This window comes from Lentzea sp. NBRC 105346 (assembly GCF_030269605.1).
GTDB lineage: Bacteria > Actinomycetota > Actinomycetes > Mycobacteriales > Pseudonocardiaceae > Lentzea.
In genome coordinates, this window is sequence record NZ_BSTQ01000003.1 from 185,551 (window position 1) to 204,653 (window position 19,103).

17 protein-coding genes and 1 pseudogene are annotated in these 19,103 nt (G+C 67.6%); 6 read left to right on the forward strand and 12 right to left on the reverse strand.

The features are described from left to right. Window positions 1-88 precede the first annotated feature (88 nt). A complete protein-coding gene (locus QSK35_RS08335) occupies window positions 89-2,275 on the reverse strand; it encodes an ATP-binding protein (protein WP_285743908.1) in 2,187 nt (728 codons plus the stop codon). A gap of 426 nt (window positions 2,276-2,701) precedes the next feature. Then, the gene (polA, locus tag QSK35_RS08340) at window positions 2,702-5,377 is read right to left on the reverse strand and encodes a DNA polymerase I (RefSeq protein ID WP_285743910.1); all 2,676 of its coding nucleotides are present in this window, start codon (window positions 5,375-5,377) and stop codon (window positions 2,702-2,704) included. A 106-nt stretch (window positions 5,378-5,483) separates the two neighbouring features. Between polA and QSK35_RS08345 the strand changes: the two genes are divergently transcribed. Next, window positions 5,484-5,843, forward strand: a complete 360-nt coding sequence (locus QSK35_RS08345; RefSeq protein WP_285744471.1) for a hotdog fold thioesterase — start codon at window positions 5,484-5,486, stop codon at window positions 5,841-5,843. Beyond that, complete coding sequence (locus QSK35_RS08350; RefSeq protein ID WP_285743912.1) at window positions 5,840-6,367, forward strand: DUF4352 domain-containing protein; 528 nt, start codon at window positions 5,840-5,842, stop codon at window positions 6,365-6,367. Before QSK35_RS08345 ends, QSK35_RS08350 begins: the two co-directional genes overlap by 4 nt. A gap of 66 nt (window positions 6,368-6,433) precedes the next feature. On the opposite strand, the gene QSK35_RS08355 is transcribed toward QSK35_RS08350, so the two are convergent. The 9 genes from QSK35_RS08355 to QSK35_RS08395 form a co-directional block, all read right to left on the reverse strand. Further along, complete coding sequence (locus QSK35_RS08355; RefSeq protein ID WP_285743914.1) at window positions 6,434-7,138, reverse strand: ABC transporter ATP-binding protein; 705 nt, start codon at window positions 7,136-7,138, stop codon at window positions 6,434-6,436. Continuing rightward, complete coding sequence (locus tag QSK35_RS08360) at window positions 7,128-7,868, reverse strand: ABC transporter ATP-binding protein (protein ID WP_285744473.1); 741 nt, start codon at window positions 7,866-7,868, stop codon at window positions 7,128-7,130. The genes QSK35_RS08355 and QSK35_RS08360 overlap by 11 nt, the downstream gene beginning before the upstream one ends. A gap of 32 nt (window positions 7,869-7,900) precedes the next feature. Next, window positions 7,901-9,040: a branched-chain amino acid ABC transporter permease gene (locus QSK35_RS08365; RefSeq protein WP_352243479.1), complete on the reverse strand. Its 1,140-nt coding sequence runs from the start codon at window positions 9,038-9,040 to the stop codon at window positions 7,901-7,903. Further along, window positions 9,037-10,002, reverse strand: coding sequence for a branched-chain amino acid ABC transporter permease (locus QSK35_RS08370; RefSeq protein ID WP_285743917.1), 966 nt, complete (start codon window positions 10,000-10,002; stop codon window positions 9,037-9,039). The genes QSK35_RS08365 and QSK35_RS08370 overlap by 4 nt, the downstream gene beginning before the upstream one ends. Before the next feature lie 115 nt (window positions 10,003-10,117). Next, on the reverse strand, window positions 10,118-11,293 hold the full coding sequence (locus QSK35_RS08375; RefSeq protein WP_285743919.1) for a branched-chain amino acid ABC transporter substrate-binding protein: 1,176 nt from the start codon (window positions 11,291-11,293) through the stop codon (window positions 10,118-10,120). A 667-nt stretch (window positions 11,294-11,960) separates the two neighbouring features. Beyond that, a complete protein-coding gene (locus QSK35_RS08380; protein ID WP_285743920.1) occupies window positions 11,961-12,572 on the reverse strand; it encodes an ANTAR domain-containing response regulator in 612 nt (203 codons plus the stop codon). A 61-nt stretch (window positions 12,573-12,633) separates the two neighbouring features. Continuing rightward, window positions 12,634-13,425, reverse strand: a complete 792-nt coding sequence (locus tag QSK35_RS08385) for a hypothetical protein (RefSeq protein ID WP_285743921.1) — start codon at window positions 13,423-13,425, stop codon at window positions 12,634-12,636. A gap of 168 nt (window positions 13,426-13,593) precedes the next feature. Beyond that, the gene (locus QSK35_RS08390) at window positions 13,594-14,193 is read right to left on the reverse strand and encodes a hypothetical protein (protein WP_285743923.1); all 600 of its coding nucleotides are present in this window, start codon (window positions 14,191-14,193) and stop codon (window positions 13,594-13,596) included. Then, window positions 14,190-14,543 carry a PLDc N-terminal domain-containing protein gene (locus QSK35_RS08395; RefSeq protein ID WP_285743926.1) on the reverse strand — a complete coding sequence of 118 codons (354 nt, stop codon included), beginning with the start codon at window positions 14,541-14,543 and terminating at the stop codon, window positions 14,190-14,192. Before QSK35_RS08395 ends, QSK35_RS08390 begins: the two co-directional genes overlap by 4 nt. Before the next feature lie 192 nt (window positions 14,544-14,735). Between QSK35_RS08395 and QSK35_RS08400 the strand changes: the two genes are divergently transcribed. Together QSK35_RS08400 and QSK35_RS08405 are read left to right on the forward strand one after the other, a co-directional pair. Further along, the gene (locus QSK35_RS08400) at window positions 14,736-16,346 is read left to right on the forward strand and encodes a thiamine pyrophosphate-binding protein (protein ID WP_285743928.1); all 1,611 of its coding nucleotides are present in this window, start codon (window positions 14,736-14,738) and stop codon (window positions 16,344-16,346) included. Beyond that, window positions 16,343-17,746: a glycosyltransferase family 39 protein gene (locus QSK35_RS08405; RefSeq protein ID WP_285743929.1), complete on the forward strand. Its 1,404-nt coding sequence runs from the start codon at window positions 16,343-16,345 to the stop codon at window positions 17,744-17,746. The genes QSK35_RS08400 and QSK35_RS08405 overlap by 4 nt, the downstream gene beginning before the upstream one ends. Here the strand turns inward: QSK35_RS08405 and QSK35_RS08410 are convergent. Then, window positions 17,737-17,928 (reverse strand): hypothetical protein, encoded by a 192-nt coding sequence (locus tag QSK35_RS08410; RefSeq protein WP_285743931.1) that lies wholly within the window; start codon window positions 17,926-17,928, stop codon window positions 17,737-17,739. The two genes, QSK35_RS08405 and QSK35_RS08410, sit on opposite strands and share 10 nt — an antisense overlap. On the opposite strand from QSK35_RS08410, the pseudogene QSK35_RS08415 reads away from it, so the two are divergent. Together QSK35_RS08415 and QSK35_RS08420 are read left to right on the forward strand one after the other, a co-directional pair. Continuing rightward, window positions 17,843-18,157: pseudogene (locus tag QSK35_RS08415) on the forward strand (SDR family oxidoreductase); the annotation flags it as partial. The gene QSK35_RS08410 and the pseudogene QSK35_RS08415 overlap by 86 nt on opposite strands. Window positions 18,158-18,267: 110 nt before the next feature. After that, on the forward strand, window positions 18,268-19,101 hold the full coding sequence (locus QSK35_RS08420; protein ID WP_285743932.1) for a helix-turn-helix domain-containing protein: 834 nt from the start codon (window positions 18,268-18,270) through the stop codon (window positions 19,099-19,101). The last annotated feature ends 2 nt before the right edge of the window (window positions 19,102-19,103 follow it).

Here is a 19,103-nt window from a genome sequence, read left to right on the forward strand (position 1 = left end):
GGCCCTTCGCGATGGTTCTGCCATGGTTTCCTGTTCACGTTGCCCCTCCGCCATAGATGCGGGCATCGGGGAATACCGCAGTGTTGCGTTATGCGATCTGAGACGCGCCGCGCTGGGTCGCCCACGCGGCGATGTGGGCCCTGGAACGCAGGCCGAGCGTGTCCCGGATCTTGCGCAGATGAGTCTCGACCGTACGGACGGAGATGTAGAGCCGCGCGGCGATCTGCCGGTTGGTGAACCCCTTCGTCACGAGCTCGATCACGTCACGTTCCCGCTGGCTCAACGGATCCGTGCCACTGTCCTCGGTGAGCTCCTCGAGCGCGTACGCCACTGCGTCGCGCACGGTGGTGCGCCGTCCCGTTGCGATAGTCGCGCGCGCGTGGACCTCCGGAACACCCGAGGCGGTCAGCGCCTCGTCGATCCGCCGCGCCGACCACGGGTCGCGCGGCACGCCGGCGACCTTGTGCGCCGCGTCGGACGCACCCACCAGCAGGAGCCCGCGTTCGGCCCGTCCACACAGCAGCGCCACGACCGCGAGCCCGTCAAGTGCGTACAGCACTTGGGTTTCCAGGCACGCGCCGGCCGCGACGCGCAACGACTCCGCGAACCGCGCCTCGGCCGTGCGCAGGTCGTCCTTGTGCAACGCGATGGCCGCCCTGGTGTGCAGCACCGACGCGACCTGCCGGTCCGGCAGCCGCGCGAACCGCAGCACGCCGGCCCACGGGTCCAGCACGCGTTCCGCTCGCGCGACGTCACCCTCGACGAGGTGGTGCCACGCCAGGTCGTTGAGGCACAACACCATCCCGGTGTGGTCCTCCACGCGCCGGCTGATGTCGAGGGTCTCCCGCAACGCGCTCATCGCCTGCTCGCGTTCGCCGCGCCGATCGCGCACGCCGTGCAGCAGCCGCAGCAACCGGCCAAGCACCGTGACCCGGCCGCGCTGGCGTTCCAGCTCCACCGCCGCCTCACCCAGGCGCACGGCCTCGTCGTACTGGCCGCGCAGGCCGGCCAGCTGTGCGGCCTGACCGAGCGCGATGCTGCGGTGCGGTGAGTCCGGGTCGGTGCGGTCGAGCGCGCCGTCGAGCATGGCGACGGTCAGGTCACCGACCTGGCCGTAGTGCGACCGCACCTGCGCGAGCGCGGCGGCGATCAGCACCTGTCGTTCGTCGGCGCTTTCGCTGAGCCGCTCGACGACGTGCTCCAGGTTGTCGTGCTCCAGGATCAGGCGGCCCATGGCCTCGTCGGAGGTGATCACGGCTTCGAGCGCCGGCGTGACCACGACCTGCAGCCAGTCGACGATGCGGTCGAACGTCCAGTCGCCTTCCCCGGACGCGACCAGCTCCTCCTGCCCGAACAGCCGGATCGACTCGAGCATCCGGAACCGCGCGGTGCCCGGCGCCCCGGCGCACGGCATGATCAGCGACTTCGCCTCGAGGCTGAGCAGCAGCTCCAGGACTTGCGCACGGTTGGTCTCGCCCATCAGGACGCCCGCGACGTCCGGCCCGAACCCGCCCGGCAACGCGGACAGGCGCCGGAAGATCGTCATCTCCGGCGGGGTCAGCAGCTCGTAGCTCCATGCGATCGCCTTGCGCAGATCCTGGTGCCGCTGGTCCGCGGTGCGCCAGCCGCCGGTGAGCAGCGACAGCCGGTCGTCCAGCCGCGCCCGGATCTCGTCGAGCGGGAACGCCCGCACCAGCCGCGCCGCCAGTTCGATCGCGAGCGGCAGCCCGTCGAGCTTCGCGCAGATCTCGGCCACGACCGTGGTGTCGGCGTCCTCGAACTCCAGCTCGGGCGCCACCGTGCGGGCCCGGTCCAGGAACAGGCGCACCGCGTCGGACCGCCGGTCGGCGCCCGACAGCCCGTGCACCTGGTAGGCGACCTCGCCGGGCAACCGCAGCGACTCGCGGCTCGTGGCGAGCACCCGCAGGTCCGGAACCTGGGTCAGCAACGCGCCGAGCAGCTCGCCACAGTCGTCCAGGGCGTGCTCGCAGTTGTCCAGCACCAGCAGCAGGTCGCGGCCGGCCAGCACGTGCGGGTCGCCGTGCGTGATCCCGAGCGCCGACTTGATCTCCAGCGCGACCGCGGCGCCTTTCGTGCGGGCGAGCTCGACGAGCACCACCTCGCCGCGGCCGGCCCGCTGCAGCTGCCCGACCAGCTCCGCGGCCAGCCGCGTCTTGCCGACCCCGGCCGGCCCGACGAGCGTCACCAGCCGGGTCGTGCGCAGCAGGCGGCCGATCTCGACGAGGTCGTCGTCGCGTCCGACGAAGCTGCTCATGTTGGCGGGCAGGCCGAGCGAGGCGGAGCCGCAGACCGCGGTGGACTTGGCGCGGTTGCGATAGGCGCGCTGGCGGCAGGTGTTGGAACAGTAACGGCGGGCGCGGGCGCCACTAGTGCTTTCCGCGCCGCAAACAACACAGCCCTGCACCAGATTCATTCGCTCCGCCCCCTGCACTTCTGCTGTACGGATGGCCACGGCGGAATTCAGCCAAATCGTTTTCACGTCGTCGGAAAAACGACTGGACCCGAAAGATACGGCAGGCCAAAGCGTTACGTCCAGGGCGTCTCAGCAGGTACCGCGATTCGGCCGCCATTCCGTGCTTTCCGTATCAACAGGTAAGCTGATTGGCGGAATAGATGTGCGGGTATACACCCTCTCCAACTGGGGTTGTTACTAGACCTGAGTGGCGGACAAGCCGCCGATCTAGTGGGCCGCGTCGTCCCACGAGCGGCCGACGCCGACCGAGACCTCGAGCGGGACGTCGAGCTTGTAGGCGTTGCCCATGTGTTCGCGCACCAGGGTTTCCACCGCCTCCCGCTCGCCCTCGGCGATCTCCAGCACGAGCTCGTCGTGGACCTGCAGCAGCATCCGGGACCGCAGGCCGGACTCCTCCAGGGCGCGGTACACGTTCAGCATCGCGACCTTGATGATGTCCGCGGCGCTGCCCTGGATCGGCGCGTTGAGCGCCATCCGCTCGGCCATTTCGCGCCGCTGCCGGTTGTCGGACGTGAGATCCGGCAGGTAACGGCGCCGCCCGAGCACGGTCTCGGTGTAACCGTCCTTTCGCGCCTTCTCCACGACCTCGTGCAGATAGTCGCGAATTCCACCGAATCGCGCGAAGTAGGCCTCCATCTGCTCGCGGGCCTCTTCGGTGGGAATGCGCAGCTGACCGGCCAGGCCGAACACGGAAAGACCGTATGCCAGCCCATACGACATCGCCTTGACCCGGCGGCGCATCTCGGCGGTCACCTCGGTCGTCGGCACCGAGAACGCCTGCGAGGCCACATAGGTGTGCAGGTCCTCGCCGCTGTTGAACGCGGCGATCAGCCCCGCGTCGCCGGACAGCGTCGCCATGATCCGCATCTCGATCTGGCTGTAGTCGGCCGTCATCAGCTCGGAGAAGCCGGGGCCGACGACGAACGCCTGGCGGATGCGCCTGCCCTCGTCCGTGCGGATCGGGATGTTCTGCAGGTTCGGGTCCGTGGACGACAGGCGGCCGGTCGCCGCGATCGTCTGGTGGAACGTCGTGTGGATGCGGCCGTCGTCCGCGACCGACTTCAACAGCCCGTCCACAGTGGACTTCAGTCGCGTGACGTCCCGGTGTGCCAGCAGATGCTGCAGGAACGGGTGCTCGGTCTTCTCGAACAGGTCCTGCAGCGCGTCCGCGTCCGTGGTGTAACCGGTCTTGGTCTTCTTGGTCTTCGGCATGTTCAGCTCGTCGAACAGCACCGCCTGCAGCTGCTTGGGCGAACCGAGGTTGATCTCCTTGCCGATCACCGAGTACGCGTCCTGCGCCGCCTGCTTCACGCCGGCCGCGAAGTGCGCCTCCAGCGCCGACAGGTGCTCGACGTCGATCGCGATGCCGGTCGCCTCGACCTCGTCCAGCACGTTCATCAGCGGCAGTTCGAGCGTGCTCAGCAGCTTCGCGCCACCGGTCGCGTCGAGCTCGCGGTCGAGCGTGTCGGCGAGCTCCGCCACCGCGCGGGCCCGCACGATCGTGCCGGTCGCGATCTTCTGCTGCTCCTCGGCCTCGTCGGCCAGCAGCGACAGCTGCCCGTCGCCGGACTCCTCGGCGCGCAGCTCCCGCTTCAGGTAACGCAACGCCAGGTCGTCCAGCGCGAACGACCGCTGCCCCGGCCGCACCAGGTACGCGGCGAGCGCCGTGTCACTGGTCAGCCCGCGCACCTTCCAGCCCTGCCCGCGGACGCGGCGCAGCGGCACCTTCAGGTCGTGCCCGGCCTTGGCGATCGACTCGTCGGACAGCCACGCGGCGAACGCCTTCTCGTCGGCCTCGCTCAGGGTCTTCACGTCGAGGTAGCCACCCTCACCGGACGTGGTGGCGAGCGCGACGCCCTCCAGGTCGAAGCCGGTGATGCGGAACGCGAGCCCCACCCGTGCGCCGGACGCGTGCTTCTGCAGCCACTCCGCGACCTGACCGGCCGGGATCGCGCCGCCGGTGACCTCGAAGCCTTCCTCCGCCTCGGGTTCCGCCGCGGTGAGCGTCTGGAAGAGACGGTCGCGCAGCACCCGGAACTCGAGCTCGTCGAACAGGCGATGCACCGCGTCGCGGTCCCACGCCCGCGCCTCCAGCTCGTCGACCGTGTACTGCAGCGGCACGTCCTTGACCAGCTCGGTCAGCTGCCGGTTCAGGATGATGTTGGACAGGTTGCCGCGCAACGCGTCGCCGACCTTGCCCGGCACCTCGTCGATCCGGTCGACCAGCTCGTTGAGGCCGCCGAACTGGTTGAGCAGCTTGATGATCGTCTTCGGCCCGACGCCGGGCGTGTTCGGCAGGTTGTCCGACGAGTCGCCGCGCACCGCCGCGTAGTCGGCGTACTGGTCTGGCCGCACGCCGTGCTTCTCCAGCACGTAGTCCGGGGTGAACCGACCCATCTCGGACACGCCCTTGACCGGGTACAGCACCGTGACCTGGTCGTTGACCAGCTGGAACGCGTCGCGGTCGCCGGTACAGATCTGCACCTGGAACCCCTGCGCGACGGCCTGCGTGGTCAGCGTCGCGATGATGTCGTCCGCCTCGAAGTTCTCCTTCTCCAGCGTGCAGATGTTCAACGCCGCCAGCACGTCCTGGATCAGGCTGACCTGGCCGCGGAACTCGTTCGGCGTCTCGCTGCGACCGGCCTTGTACTCCGCGTACTGCTCGGTGCGGAACGTCTTGCGCGACACGTCGAAACACACCGCTACGTGCGTCGGCGCCTCGTCGCGGAGCAGGTTGATGAGCATGGACGTGAAGCCGTACACCGCGTTCGTGGTCTGGCCCGTGGCCGTGGAGAAGTTCTCCTTGGGCAGGGCGTAGAACGCCCGGTAGGCCATCGAGTGACCGTCGATGAGCAGTAGCCGCTTCGCGTCAGTGGTCGTCACGTGCCCGAGTCTAGAGTCGGGGTCTGACAGTTTCCGACGAGCCCTGGGAGCCTGAGTGACGCCCGACCTGCCCGTGGACTTCGCAGACGAACAGCTCGCCTCCCGCATGGGCATCGAAATCACCCAATGGGATGTCCAGGAGATGATCGGCACGATGCCGGTCAAGGGCAACCGGCAGCCCTACGGCCTGCTGCACGGCGGCGCGAACGCCGTGCTCGCCGAGCAGCTCGGCTCCATCGCGGCCGCCACCCACGCGCACACGTTGGGCAAGGTCGCCGTCGGCCTGGAACTGTCGTGCACCCACCACCGCGCCGCGCGCGAGGGTCTCGTGACCGGCGTGTGCCGCCCGATCCACCTGGGACGGACGACCGCGACCCTGGAGATCGTCATCACCGACGAGTTCGGTGAACGCACGTGCACCGCCCGCCTCACCTGCATCCTGCGTGACAAGGCGCCCGGCAAATGAGGGCTTTGGTGCTGCTGCTGTTGCTAGCCGCGTGCTCGGTCGAACCCGCCGCCGCTCCCCCGGCGCCTTCGTCGACGTATCCGGTGCCCGCGGAGACCGCGCGTCCCGATGAGGTGATCCTGCACCTGCCGCCCGTGAACGACGGCGACACGGTGTTCACGCCACTGGGCCTGAGCACCGGGATGCCAACGCTCATCGGCAGCCACGCGGAGATGGCCGCGCGGGGCCAGTTCGTCCGCATCCGGGTCATCGTGGTCAACAACGGGCGCAGCTCCGCGTTGTTCGACGCGCGCAAGCAGGTGCTGGTGGACGCTTCCGCCAAGGAGTACCTGCCGGACGAGCCCGCGATGACCGTGAAGCGACAGCCGGCGCAGACCGACCTGGGCGCGGGCGTACGCCTGGAGTTCGACCTCTACTACGACATCCCCACGGATGCAAAACCCTTGAAACTCAGGGTGTACGGCGGCCCAACCCTCACGGACCTGAAAGACGAAAAGGGCACCGACCTACCCCTCAACAACTGACGGGGTGTCCCTGAACGCCGTGAAGGCCACCCCCGGGAGAGGGTGGCCTTCACGAAACCGAGCGGATCAGTGACCGCCCAGGTACGCCTCGCGCACCGACGGGTCGTTCAGCAGATCCTTGCCGGGCGCGGACTTCACGACCCGCCCGGTCTCCAGCACGTACGCGCGGTCAGACAACTTCAGGGCCTGCTGCGCGTTCTGCTCCACGAGCAGCACCGTCGTACCGCGCGAGTTGATCTCCTTGATGATCGAGAAGATCTGCGCGATCAGCATGGGCGCGAGGCCCATCGACGGCTCGTCCAGCAGGACGACCTTCGGCTTGGTCATCAGCGCGCGGCCGATGGCGATCATCTGCTGCTCGCCACCGGACATCGTGCCGCCGAACTGCGAGCGCCGCTCCGCGAGCCGCGGGAACAGTCCGTAGACCTCGTCCAGGTCCTTGGTGAGGTCGTCCTTACGGGTGTAGGCACCCATCAGGAGGTTCTCCTGCACCGTCATACCGGGGAACACACCCCGGCCCTCGGGTGCCTGGCCGATGCCCATGATGACCCGCTTGTGGCCGGGCGTCTTGGAGATGTCCTCACCGTTGAACAGGATCTTGCCGCTGGTCAGCGGGCGCAGACCCGAGATCGTCTTGAGAGTCGTCGTCTTGCCGGCGCCATTGGCGCCGATCAGCGAGACGATCTCACCCTCGTTGACCTCCAGGCTGATGCCCTTCAGCGCGGCGATCTTTCCGTAGTGGACGTTGATGTCCTTGACCTCAAGAAGCATCGTCGGACACCCCCAGGTACGCCTGGATGACCTTCGGGTCGTTCTGCACCTCGTGCGGCAGCCCTTCTGCGATCTGCTGGCCGAAGTCGAGGACCGCGAGGCGGTCGCTGACCCCCATGACCAGGCTCATGTCGTGCTCGATGAGCAGCACGGTGCGGCCGCTGTCCCTGATCTTGCGGATCAGCTGCTGCAGCGCCACCTTCTCGGCCGGGTTCATGCCCGCGGCGGGCTCGTCGAGAAGCAGCAGCTTCGGGTCGGTCGCGAGCGCCCGTGCGATCTCCAGGCGGCGCTGGTCGCCGTACGGGAGGTTCTTCGCGGTCTCGGTCATCCGCCCGGAGATGCCGACGAAGTCGAGCAGCTCGCGAGCGAGCTCCCGGCCCCGCTTCTCCTCCTTGCGGTGCCACGGCAGGTTCAGCGTCGCGCCGATCGCACCGGTCCGGTGGTGCGCGTCGGCGCCCACCATCACGTTCTCCATCGCGTTCATGTTGTGGAACAGACGGATGTTCTGGAACGTGCGGGCGATGCCCTTCTTGGTGATCTTGAAGCGCTTGGTGCCGTTGATGCGCTCGCCGTTGAAGAGGACCTGGCCCTCGGTCGGCTGGTAGACGCCGGTGACCACGTTGAACACCGTGGTCTTGCCGGCCCCGTTCGGGCCGATCAGGGCGAAGATCTCGCCTTCGTTGATCGAGATGCGGGCTTCCTTCAAAGCGACGACACCGCCGAAGCGCATCGTCACGTTGTCCAGCTGGAGGACGGGAGTGCTCACTGGTTCACCTCCGCGGAAGCCTCGGTCGTCGGGCCTGCGACTTCGGCGCCCATGGCACCCATACCGCCCGTTCCTTCACGTAGCTCGGCCTTGCGCCGCCGCGACGGCAGCAGGCCCTCCGGACGCAGCGCCATCATCAGCACCAGCACGCCACCGAAGATCAGGATGCGGTACTCGGCGAAGTCGCGGAACCGCTCCGGCAGCCAGCCGATGAGGAACGCACCCAGGATGACACCGGGCAGGTTGCCCGAGCCGCCCAGCACCACCGCGGCGAGGATCGTCGCGGAGAGGATGAACGGGAACGTGTTCGGCTCGATGAACACTGCCTTACCGGCGTAGACGCCGCCGGCGAGACCACCGATCATCGCGCCGATCGCGAACGCGAGCAGCTTGAACTTGAACGTCGGCACGCCCATCAGCTCGGCCGCGTCCTCGTCCTCGCGGATCGCGGCCCAGGCCCGGCCGACCCGGCTCTTCTGCAGCCGCACCGAGAAGATGATGACCAGCGCGATCGCGACGATCATCAGGTAGTAGTACGGCGCGGGGTCGAGCAGGAACTTCGTGCCGAAGATGGGCGGCGGGTGCGGCACGTTCGTGATACCGCGGGCGCCACCGATCACGTCGGCGTTGTTCGCCGTGATGCGGACGATCTCACCGAAGCCGAGCGTCACGATCGCGAGGTAGTCACCGCGCAGCCGCAGCGTCGGGGCACCGAGGATGACGCCGGACACGGCGGCCATCGCGATGCCCATGACGACCGTGGCCCAGTAGTTCCAGTGGTACTGCGTGCCGAAGTAGGCGACGTTGTAACCACCGATCGCGAAGAACGCGACGAAGCCGAGGTCCAGCAGACCCGCCTGGCCGACGACCACGTTGAGGCCGACGGCGAGCAGGATGTAGGTGCCGATCGGGTAGACCAGCACGCTCGTCCAGTCCGCACCGGGCGACATGAACGAACCGATCGCGGGTGCCGGCAGGATCAGCGCGAAGACGACGGCACCGATGTACACGAGGTACCGCTGCCAGACCTTCGCGTGCTCCCACCAGTCACGCATCACGTCGATCCCGTGGCCGATGGCGCTGAACGGGTTGCGCCTCGGCGTGGTTTCTTCGCTCGTCACTTCGTCGCCTTTCATGCGCGTGCCCTCTGCAGCGATTCGCCGAGAATGCCGGTCGGGCGGAACATCAGCACGATCACGAGGACGGTGAACGCGATGACGTCCTTCCACTGGGAGCCCAGGAAGATGGCGCCCCAGTTCTCGATGAGTCCCAGCACGATGCCGCCGAGCAGCGCGCCGCGCAGGTTGCCGATGCCGCCGAGGACGGCCGCGGTGAACGCCTTGATGCCGAGGACGAAGCCGACGTTGAAGACGGTGTTCTCGATCTCCATCAGGTAGAGCGCGCCGGCGACACCGGCCATCGCGCCACCGAGCAGGAACGTGACCCGCACGATGTTGTCGATGCTGACACCCATCAGCACCGCGGCTTCGGGGTCCTGCGCGGTCGCGCGGATACCGCGGCCGATGCGCGTCTTGCTGACCGTCTGGTCCAGCGCGATCATCACGAGCACCGCGGCGATGATGACGATGACGTGGTCGAGCCGGACCGCGGCGTTGCCGATGTGGAACAGCTCGTCACGCGGCACGAACCGCGGAGCCGACGCCTGGTTGCGGCCGGGCTTGTCGGTCAGCCACGGGATGATCTCGAGCGCGAACAGCTCCTGCAGGAAGATCGACGCGCCGATCGCGGAGATCAGCGCCGCGAGCTTGGTGGCGCCGCGCTTGCGCAGCGGCCGGTAGGCGACGGTCTCCAGCAGGACGGCCGCGCCACCGGACGCGATCGCGGAGACCACCATGCAGAGCAGCAGGGTGCCGATCATCGCGATGCCGAACGTCGCCGGAGCGGCCGGGGCGATCGCGGTCAGCAGGACCAGCGACGCGAACGTGCCGATCATGAAGATCTCGGAGTGCGCGAAGTTGATCAGACGCAGCACGCCGTAGACCATCGTGTAGCCCAGGGCGACCAGCGCGTAGATCGAGCCGATCACCAGTCCGCCCACCGTGCTGGGCAGGATCTGGTTCAAGAAGTCTTGAAGCATGTCACCGTATGCCTTACGAGACGGGGCGAGCCCGAAAAGCTCGCCACAGTGGCGGGGAGCGGGAGCACGCGGCCCCCGCTCCCCAGCGCAGTCAGCTGTATGAATCCGTCTCGGATCAGCCCTCGAGCTTGGCCTCGGCCGACGGGCCGAGCAGCTTGAGGACACCACCCTTGACCTGGTAGATGAAGATCGAGTTCGCCTCGGGCTCGCCGTTGTCCTTGAACTTGATCGGCTTGGAAACGCCCTCGAAGTTCACGGTCTTCAGGAAGTCCATGATCTTCTCGCCAGTGGTGTTACCGCCCTCGACGGCCTTGATGAAGGCGGTCGCGGCGTCGTAGCCCTCGGTCGAGTAGATGGCCGGGTCGGCGTTGGCGGACTTCTTGTAGTTGTCGAAGAACGTCTTCAGGTTGCCCGTGACGTCCGCGGACGGGATGTTGCACGGGCAGGCGAGGACGGCGCCCTCGGCGGCGGCCTGGCCGGCACCCGAGATCAGCTGCGCGTCGAGCGAGCCGTCACCGGAGGCGACGATCGCGGTGACGCCACCGTCACGGAGCTGCTTGAGCAGACGACCGAGCTGCGCGTAGTAACCGCCGTAGACGATCACGTCCGGGTTGGCCGACTTCACCTTGGAGACCGTGGACGAGTAGTCCGACGCGTCCTTGGCGAACTTGTCGGTCTCGACCGCGACGCCCTTGTCCTTGAAGGTCTTGGCGACGGCCTCGGCCAGACCGACCGAGTACTCCTGGTCGTCGGACAGGACGAACGCCTTCTTCGGGCTCTTCGCCTTGATCAGGAACTCGGCGATGCCGGGGCCCTGGTCGTTGTCGTTCGCGACGACGCGGTGCCAGTACTTCCAGCCGTTCTTCGCGAGACCGGGGTTGGTCGCCGACGGAGAGATGCTCGGGATCTTGTTCTCCTCGAGCTGCGCGCCGATGGCCTTGGACTCACCGGAGAAGGCCGGGCCGATGAGGCCGACGATCTTGTCGGTGCCGACGGCCTTCGTGATCAGCGAGGTCGCCTGGTCCGGCTTGCCCTGGCTGTCGTACTCGACCAGCTCGATCTTGGTCTTCGGGTTCTTCGCGTTGTACTCGGCGATCGCCATCTTCGCGCCGTTCCGCGGCGGGATCACGATCGCGGAGTTCTCGCCCGTCAGGTCGCCCATGAAACCGATCTTCACGGTCGTGGCGTCGCCGCCACTGGACGAGCCACCACCGCCACCGGCACAAGCTCCCAGAACCAGCGACGCAGCCGCCGCCAGCACGAGGACTCGTCCGAGTCGTGCTCCTGACACCGGTACCTCCCATGAACCAACGTCCGCCGGGTTAGGCGGTGCCCCCTACGCAAGGGGCTGGGTTAGGGCAGGAACGTAGCTTCAGATCACATCGATGAACAGGTGGGCTTACCGCTCTGTGTCCACATCGTGACGGTCGTCACCACCAATACGTTCGCTGCCAGAAGCTTAAATCTAACTCAAATCGCCGCAGGTCACAGGGCATGCGCAGGCAGTGACCGCAAATTGGCGAAAATGGTTCGCCTACCGAACCAATCACAACCCGAACGGGTAACAGTCAAAGTTGGGGACTGTTCTCGCCAATACGGTCCGGTGACCGGTACACCCAGTTGGGAACATGCCGAAAAGGCCTGATCAGGGTTAGCTCTCGATCACGCCGTACACCGGGCATGTCGCCCATACCGCCCCCGCGTGTTACCCACTCGACCCCGGCGAGTTGCCCCGGTCAGACGCGAGCGTGCTCCCAATGCAGTGACATCGCGGGGTACGTCCGGATGAGCAACGGGCCGGAACGTCCAACTCAGGAGGCGGGAACGTAGGACTCGCGCGGGTCCGGACGCCCGCCCGCGCGAGTCCTACGTTCCGAACCCCTGAGTCCTACCTTCCGGACCCCCGGACGGCAACGGGCCCCGGCACCTTGGCGCCGGGGCCCGGTTCTGACGTCCGATCAGCCGAAGTTCTCGATCACGGCCTCGGCGACGGCCTTCATGGTCGTGCGGCGGTCCATCGCCGTCCGCTGCACCCAGCGGAACGCCTCCGGCTCCGAGAGACCCTGCTTGGACATCAGGATGCCCTTGGCGCGCTCGACCACCTTGCGCGTCTCCAACCGCTCGGTCAGCCCCGCGACCTCGTTCTCCAACGCCTGCAGCTCGCTGAACCGCGACATCGCCAGCTCGATCGCCGGCACCAGGTCCCGCTTGGCGAACGGCTTGACCAGGTACGCCATGGCACCCGCGTCACGGGCCCGTTCGACCAGGTCGCGCTGGCTGAAGGCGGTCAGGATCACCACGGGCGCGATGCGGTTGCCCGCGATCGCGGAGGCGGCCTCGATGCCGTCGACCTTCGGCATCTTCACGTCGAGGATCACCAGGTCCGGGCGGAGCTCCGTGGCCAGCTTGATGGCCTCGTCACCGTCCGCGGCCTCGCCCGCGACCTCGTAGCCCTCCTCGCGCAACATCTCCACGAGGTCGAGACGGATCAACGCCTCGTCCTCGGCGACCAGCACGCGGCGCGCCACGGGCGTGCGCTCTGGCTGGGCCTCGGCAGCCTGCTGGGTCACCGGGGTCCTCCTTAAATGTTCTTGCGGGCGAAAGCGCAGTTTACCTGGATTCCGGACCGTCTCAGTCCGTGACAACGGACACGAACTCGGCCGGCCAAGGCCAGGTCCGCAGGTCTGGATCGATGTCGACGGCGGGGGTCTCCTGCCGCCGAAACCCGAACGAAACGTCAGCGCCACCGAGTGGGTGCCGGAGGGCCGCCTCGACCGCGTCCACCGAGGGGCCTCCGGCCCATTCGACGAACCATGGATCCCGGGGCAGCACCCTGATCCACGACGCCGACGCGAACAGGTTGACGCGTCGGAGCAACGCACTACCAGTGGCCAATTCCGGAACCGGGTCGTTCACGCCACCGGTCCACAGCACGGTGTCGAGGCCGCGGAAGCCGACCATCCACTCGACCCACCGCATTCCACGGGCCCAGGCGGCCGCGTCGACCCCCGACAGCACCGCACTGGCCGCACCGAGCCGCAGCTCCGCCGAACGCCGGTGCTGGACGTATGAGAGCCCTTGCACGCCCATCGGGAATCCGGCCTCGACCCGCGGCACCAGCTCGTACAGCAAGGGGCCGAGCGCGTCCGGCGACAGGTGCAGCCGCACGTTCGCACCAGGCGACACGGCGGTGAAGACGTGCGCGGGCCGGATGATGCTGGCCGGCGGCCGGAACTGGAGGTAGCTCGACGCCGCCGAGGCCGCGATGAGCAGCCGCGACTCCAACTCGGCCTGAACCACCGAAGAAGCAGCGGGGATCAACGGCGAACCCGCGCGTACCGCGGGCACGGCCTGCGAGAGGTTCTCACCGGTGTAGGAGCGCCGGAGGTCGGCGAGCCGGTCGGTCATGGACGAACGTGTCACAGCAGTCCTCGTTTCCGCCGCCCGGCTCGGCCGACAAGGACGCATCAGCACGCGTCTTCGCACTCAACGGATGGAAGAGCAGGAGCCTCTGGACCCGGCGGCGGAAAGTGCCGCCCGAATGCCGGGGAGCGGCTCCAGCCTCGCGTCTGCTCGACGCCGCTGTCGAGGCTACCCGAGGTCGGCCCCGACGATCAGCCGATAATGCGTCTCGCCGGTGGCCTTGCCGCTGCTGCCGCGCACCACCAACGTGTGGTCACCGGACTTCGGCGCCGGGATCCACGCCCACAGTCCACATCCGACGGCGTTGACCCGGCCCGCGCTGCCGTTGACCACGTTGCCCGCGACACCGTCGAACGAGAACGCGACCGACTCGATCCGGATCAGCTCCTGCGCCACGTCGTCGAGCAGCACCTCACCCTTGGCGCCGGCCATGAACGAGCCGCACTCCAGCGAGTTGATCGCGGGCACCAGCAACGGTTTGTCCGCGGGGACGCGGCACTGCCGGTCGACGCGGCCGCCGGTCGACCCGGCGAGCAGCCACACGTCCTTCGGCTGGTCCCGGGAGCAGAACCGCCCGGAGGTGTCGGTGACCGGATTGGACTCACGCGTTTGCGTCGCCAGCCACGTCCACCACGTCGACTGCAGTTCGGACGCGGACATTCTGTCCTGCTCCTGCTGGGTGGCCGGAACCGCCAACTCGGGTTGTTTCGGTGTCGCCGAACATCCGGCGAGCAGTAAAGCCACCAGTAGGACCAGAACTCGGGTCACTGAGCTTCGCGTCCTTTACGTCGCTGTTCCTCAGCGCGCTCACGGCAGCGCCGCAGGAACTCCTCGTCGTCTTCCGGGTTCACCGCTGCGAAGCGACCGGGCCGGTCGTATTCGGGATACGTCGGCGCCGACCGTTCGTATGCCTGCGTGCGGCGCTGACCATAGCCAACCGGGCGGCCGGCCACCAGCCATGCGAGCGATCCCACGAGCGGGAAGAACAGAACGAGGAGTAGCCATCCCACCTTCGGCAGATGGCGACATGCACCCTCATCCGTGGTGATGACGTCCACGATCGCGAACACCCAAAGACACACGGTCACGATGGTGAACAGGCCACCGAAGTACAGCATCTCGAACCCCCAGGTCGCGTTTGCCGCGCACATAGTGGCACAGTTGACAAACCCACAATGCGGGAAACGGCGTTTCAATTCGTTACGAATAGGTCGCCTATTCAACAATCCAGGCGGCCCTCGCGTGGGGCTCAGGGTTAGAGCTGCTTAACTGAGGTTCCCTCCGGGGTAAGCAGCTCTTATCTTCAACCCATGACTGGTGCTGCGCGCCTGCTAGAGGTGCTGTCCGCTCACGGCGTGGAGGTCGTCTTCGGGCTGCCCGGCGTGCACAACCTGGCCGTCTGGGAGGCCCTCGAGGCCTCCGGAATCCGCATGATCGGGGTGCGGCACGAGCAGACCGCCGTCTACGCGGCCGACGGCTACGCGCGCACGACCGGCAAGCTGGGCGTCGCGATCGTGACGACCGGCCCCGGCGCCGCGAACGCGCTCGGCGCGACCGGCGAGGCGATGTCGTGCGGCTCGCCCGTGCTGGTCATCGCCACCGACATCCCGTCCACGCTGCGCCGGCCCGGCGTCTACCGCGGCGTGCTGCACGAGACACGCGACCAGCGCGCCATGTTCCTGCCGGTCACCAAGACCGCCTTCGACGTCCCCTCAGCCGCCGAACTCCCCTCGGTAATCGACCAGGCCGCCCGCCAAGCCCTGACCGCCCCACACGGCCCCGTCTACGTAGGCGTCCCCACCGACTACCTCTCCGCCGCCGTTGACAACGCCGTCGGGGGCCTATTCCCTACGGATTTCGCAGCGAATAGGCCCCTGACGGCAGTTCCGGACCTTGGGGAGGCGCTCCGCCTGATTGAGGAAGCGGAGAAGCCCCTGATCTGGGCTGGTGGGGGTGCGGCGCGGGCGGATGCGGGGACGGCCGTGGGGGCGTTGGCTACCGCGTTGTCGGCGCCCGTTATTACGACGTACGGGTCGCGAGGGTTGGTGGAGCATCCGCTCGTGGTGCGGGGGCCGGTGCACGCGCCGCCCGTTGGGGAGCTGTGGGACGACGCCGACCTCGTCATCGCGATCGGCACCGACTTCGACGGCATGATGACGCAGAACTGGCTGCAGCCCGCACCGAAGCGGCTCATCGCGATCAACATCGACAAGGCCGACGCCGCCAAGAACTACCACCCGGACGTCACGCTCGTCGGCGACGCGCGAGAGGTGACCGCCGCACTCGCGAACGCCGTTCCCAACCGGCCGTTCGAAGACCGGGTGAGTGAGGTGAACGCTGCCGTCAGAGCGCTCGTCGCCGCCGATTCCCCTGAGGCGAAAGAGTTTCTGGACGCCGTGGCCGATCTGGACGTCACGTTCGTCGCCGACATGTGCATCCCCGGCTACTGGATGGGCGGCTTCCACCACGTGACCCGGCCGCGCGGCCTCGCGTACCCGGTTGGCTGGGGCACCCTGGGTTTCGGCTTCCCCGCGTCGCTGGGCGCGGCCCTGGCCGGACGGACGGTCGCGGTGTGCGGCGACGGCGGCTTCCTGTTCGCGTGCGGTGACCTCGCCACGCTCGCGCAGGAACAGCTGCCCGTCACGGTCGTGCTCGTCGACGACGGCGGCTACGGCATGCTGCGCTACGACCAGCAGGTCGCCGGCCACACCGTGTCCGGGGTGGACCTGCACCGTCCCGACTTCGCCATGTTGAGCGCCTCGTTCGGCATCCCCGCCGTGACGGTCGACGGCTTCGGCCCCTCGTTCAAGGACACTCTCGACGTCCTGACCACGGCTGAGGGCCCGAACATGCTCATTGTCAACGCATCCTTGAAACCTCCCGTGAACACCTCGCCCCGTTGGTACCGTCGCCGCTCATGAGACCCAGGTACGCGGTCGGTGCGGTAGTAGCTGTGCAGGCCGTCGTACTTCTCGCGTTGTCCGGCCAATACGGGTTCCACCGCGACGAGCTCTACTTCCTCGCGGCGGGCAAACACCTCGACTGGGGCTACGTCGACCAGCCGCCGATCACGCCGTTCCTCGGTCGCGTTTCCACACTCCTGTTCGGCGACAGCCCGACCGGGCTGCGGATCGTCGCGATCCTCCTCGGCATGGCGACGGTCGTTGTGGCGGCGATGATCGCTCACGAGCTTGGTGGCGGCGAGGTCCTGACCGCGATCGGCACCGCGCTGTCGTCGTTGACGCTCGTGGTGTCGCACATGCTGTCCACGACGTCCGTGGACCTGCTCGTGTGGGTCGTGCTCGGCTACTTCGCCGTGCGGTTGCTGAAGTCCGGCGACGGTCGCTGGTGGATCCCGGTCGGCATCACCATGGCGGTCGGCCTCGCGAACAAGTGGCTGGTGCTGCTGCTCATCGCGGCGCTCGGCATCTCGGTCCTGATCGTCGGACCGCGATCGATCTTCCGCACGTGGTGGCTCGCCATCGGGGTCGCGGTCTGCCTGCTCCTGTCCGCGCCGGTACTGATCTGGCAGGCACAGCACGACTTCCCGCTGCTGACCGTCGCCGGTGGGATCAGCGAGAGCGACGGCACGGAGAACCGGATCCTGTTCGTGCCGATGCAGCTCGTCTACCTCGCACCCATCCTGGTGCCCGTCTGCGTCGTGGGTTTCCTGCGGCTGTGGCGCGACAGTTCCCTTCGCGCGGTGGCGTTGACCTATCCCGCGTTATGCCTTCTAACTCTTGCGACAGGCGGTAAGCCCTACTACACCGCGCCGCTGTTGTTAGTGCTTCTCGCGGCCGGAGCAGCACCCAGCGAACGTTGGGCGCGCTCACGCCGGTGGTGGATCCCCCTGGCCGCGCTGGGCGTTGCGACCAACCTCGTGGTGGCGCTGCCCGTACTGCCCGTCAGCGCACTCGCCCCGGCGATGGCGTTGAACCAGGAACAGGGTGAACAGGTCGGCTGGCCCGCGTTCGCCGAGACCGTCACGCGTGAGTGGAACAAGATCCCAGACAAGTCCCGTGCGGTCATCTTCACGCGCAACTACGGCCAGGCGGGCGCGATCGAACGGTACGGGCCCGCGCAGCCGTACTCCGGGCACATGTCGTACGCCGACTGGGGACCGCCCTCTGATGCCAAGGACGGCCCCATCCTGCTCGTCGGCCGGCTGAACGACCCGGCGCTGTTCCGCGGCTGCACGGTGCAAGCCGTGCACCACAGCGTCATCGACAACAACGAGAACGGCGTGCAGATCTCGTTGTGCGACGGGCCGTCCGGCAAGTGGTCGGAGATCTGGCCGAAGCTGCGCCGGTTCTACACGTAGTGCACCGGGAGTTGCCGCAACCCGCGCCCGAACGCCACGTGTGCGGCCGCATCCCGGGTGATGTCCAGCGAGTCCGGGTCGCTGAAGACGGTCTCGTCCCGGTTGGCGGAGCTGAGCACCAGCGACACGATGCCGCCCGCCGGGATCATGGCGTCCGAGTACTCCAGAACCTCTTTGGCCACCCGGAAAGTCGCCTTCTCCACGGACGTGGTGAACCGCATCAGCTCGTCGATGTCGCTGCTGCCCGGCGAGACTGTGGAAGAGCGGGACGCCCGCTTCATTCCCCGAATCCCCGCCGGCCGGATGGGCACCACCGACGACGTCGCCGCCGCGGTGCTGTGGCTGGCATCGGACGCCGCAGGGTTCATGGTCGGCCACGACCTCGTGCTCGACGGCGGCGTCACCGCGTAGGTCCACAGTGGACTGTGTGGATGGTGGAAGACTTCCACCGCACCGCCTTTTCGGCTGAACCTGGGCGTGTGCGGTGGATTAGGTGGATCTCTACGCTCTAGCTTCGGTGCATGCCTAGAAGGAGCTCCACCGTACGGGCCAGGGAGTTCGGCGCGGGTGTGCGAGAGGCGATCCGCCGCGCCGGGCTCACCGGCCGGGGCGCCGCCGCGCTCGCGGGGTGGGACCACGCGAAGCTGTCGGATCTGATCAACGGCAAGGGCGGCGTCACCGAGGTGGAATTGTCGCGCCTGCTCGGCATCTGCCGCACACCGGCGGACGAGCACGAGCACCTGCTGCGCCTCTTCCGCGAGGCCAGCACCTCCGGCTGGCTGCAGCTCCACGGCGAGAAGCTTCCCGTTCAGGTGCGCACGCTCGTCGAGCACGAGGCGCAGGCAACCGAGATCATTGTCTGGAGCCTCACCCTGGTGCCCGGCCTCCTGCAGATGCCCGACTACATGCGCACCCTGATGCTCGCCTCCCCCAACGTGCCCGACCCCAAGATCGACGAGTACGTGATGGCCCGGGTCGCTCGGCAAAAGATCATCGAAGGGCGCCGCCAGTTCACCTTCTATATCCACGAACAGGCGTTGCGGCTACCGGTAGGCAGCAGCCCAGTGGTGATGTCCGACCAGCTGGATCACCTCCAGCAGATGAACATGCGGCCCTACATCACGATGCGGGTCGTGCCGACCGCCATCGGCGCGCACCCAGGCACGTCCGGCTCGTTCACGTTGATGAAGTTCTCCAACGTTGAGCCGATCGTGTTTCTGGATACTGAGAACTCGAGCGTGTTTCTCGACGACAAGGCATCCTTCGAGGTGTACAGCAGAATTCTCAAGGCGCTCGATGCGGTGGCGCTCGATGCGGCAGAATCGAAGGAGTTGATCGCCCGCATCGCAACCTGAGG

What these genes read in the sequence shown, in the direction of transcription:
- QSK35_RS08335 (WP_285743908.1), bottom strand. Translation starts at nt 2,275, where the DNA reads ATGAGCAGCTTCGTCGGACGCGACGACGACCTCGTCGAGATCGGCCGC.
- QSK35_RS08345 (WP_285744471.1), top strand. Translation starts at nt 5,484, where the DNA reads ATGGGCATCGAAATCACCCAATGGGATGTCCAGGAGATGATCGGCACG.
- QSK35_RS08350 (WP_285743912.1), top strand. Translation starts at nt 5,840, where the DNA reads ATGAGGGCTTTGGTGCTGCTGCTGTTGCTAGCCGCGTGCTCGGTCGAA.
- QSK35_RS08355 (WP_285743914.1), bottom strand. Translation starts at nt 7,138, where the DNA reads ATGCTTCTTGAGGTCAAGGACATCAACGTCCACTACGGAAAGATCGCC.
- QSK35_RS08360 (WP_285744473.1), bottom strand. Translation starts at nt 7,868, where the DNA reads ATGCGCTTCGGCGGTGTCGTCGCTTTGAAGGAAGCCCGCATCTCGATC.
- QSK35_RS08365 (WP_352243479.1), bottom strand. Translation starts at nt 9,040, where the DNA reads ATGAAAGGCGACGAAGTGACGAGCGAAGAAACCACGCCGAGGCGCAAC.
- QSK35_RS08370 (WP_285743917.1), bottom strand. Translation starts at nt 10,002, where the DNA reads ATGCTTCAAGACTTCTTGAACCAGATCCTGCCCAGCACGGTGGGCGGA.
- QSK35_RS08395 (WP_285743926.1), bottom strand. Translation starts at nt 14,543, where the DNA reads ATGCTGTACTTCGGTGGCCTGTTCACCATCGTGACCGTGTGTCTTTGG.
- QSK35_RS08400 (WP_285743928.1), top strand. Translation starts at nt 14,736, where the DNA reads ATGACTGGTGCTGCGCGCCTGCTAGAGGTGCTGTCCGCTCACGGCGTG.
- QSK35_RS08405 (WP_285743929.1), top strand. Translation starts at nt 16,343, where the DNA reads ATGAGACCCAGGTACGCGGTCGGTGCGGTAGTAGCTGTGCAGGCCGTC.
- QSK35_RS08420 (WP_285743932.1), top strand. Translation starts at nt 18,268, where the DNA reads ATGCCTAGAAGGAGCTCCACCGTACGGGCCAGGGAGTTCGGCGCGGGT.